The sequence below is a fragment of the uncultured Chitinophaga sp. genome (genome assembly GCF_937874145.1).
GTDB lineage: Bacteria > Bacteroidota > Bacteroidia > Chitinophagales > Chitinophagaceae > Chitinophaga.
This window is the reverse complement of sequence record NZ_CALNBI010000155.1, coordinates 1-1,148: the sequence shown is the minus strand read 5'-3', so window position 1 is coordinate 1,148 and position 1,148 is coordinate 1. Positions and strand designations below refer to the sequence as shown.

Sequence of the window (1,148 nt, the reverse complement as noted above, 5' to 3'; positions counted from 1 at the left end):
ACCCAGTAGATCGTCCACGCATCGGTATCGTCGGAAGCGTAGTGATGCCCGCTGCCCGCGGGGATGAAGATGAAATCATCCGGCGCGAGGGTATACTGGCGGTTGCCGACGGTGGCCGTGCCACGGCCTTCGCGGCAATAAATAAGGATGTGCTGGTCGATCCCGTGGTGGCGCTGGCGGAAATGGTAACGCGCTTTCGGGTAAAACCCGATATCGGTGATGTAGAGTCCGTTGACAAGGGGGTCCGCCGCACAGGGCCCTGCGATCACTTTCCGGGGCAGAACGATCGCCCGCTGCCCTTCGAACCCTTCCTTCTTGCGTATCATGAACCGGTTATTTTTTCCATAATAAAATCCATGTTGTCGGGTAACACTTACAGCTTTATGTAAAGATAGGAAATAAAGGCAATCATAGGATTGTCCATCATTACCATAAGAATGCCCATTGAACCCCTGCCTTTCAATTCCAATATTTGTAGCATGACATTCCACACGATCAGTATCACATACATCCTTGCCGTTAAATGCCAGTTATGAAAAAACGAACGATCTCTTCAATCCGGAGTAATTTTAACATTATGTCCATGAAGGTTCTCGCGCAACCATCCGGACGGACAAGGGCACAAACTGATTGTTAAAGAAATACTGAACTGGTTCCAACAACTCTGAGACATGCAACAAACGAACACATTCCATCACCGCTACATCCTGGGCATTTCATTTATTTCTGCGCTGGGAGGTTACCTCTTCGGCTTCGACTTCGCCGTGATATCCGGGGCGCTGCCTTTCCTCCGTACCACTTTCGAACTGAACGCCTGGTGGGAAGGCTTCCTGACCGGCTCCCTGGCTCTGGGGTGCATGGCAGGCTGCGCCATGGCGGGAGCACTGGCAGAACGTTTCGGCCGCAAGCCCGGACTGCTGCTGGCGGCGCTGATCTTCACGCTGTCGTCTCTCGGCATGGCGTTTTCCAACACCTTCACCCTGTTCACCACCATGCGCTTTGCGGCGGGTATCGGGGTGGGCATGGCCTCGATCCTCAGTCCGCTGTACATCGCCGAAATTTCCCCGGCGCATCTGCGCGGTCGCAACGTATCCATCAACCAGCTCACCATTGTGATCGGTATCCTCGTCACCAACCTCGTCAATTAT

General features: G+C 53.4%; 2 protein-coding genes. One reads left to right on the top strand and one right to left on the bottom strand.

The window, feature by feature from the left end:
* The coding region (locus tag Q0510_RS07370; RefSeq protein WP_298709656.1) for an AraC family ligand binding domain-containing protein at positions 1-326 on the bottom strand (326 nt) is incomplete at its 3' end.
* A gap of 345 nt (positions 327-671) precedes the next feature.
* Between Q0510_RS07370 and Q0510_RS07365 the strand changes: the two genes are divergently transcribed.
* On the top strand, positions 672-1,148 hold a 477-nt coding region (locus tag Q0510_RS07365; RefSeq protein WP_298709654.1), incomplete at its 3' end, for an MFS transporter.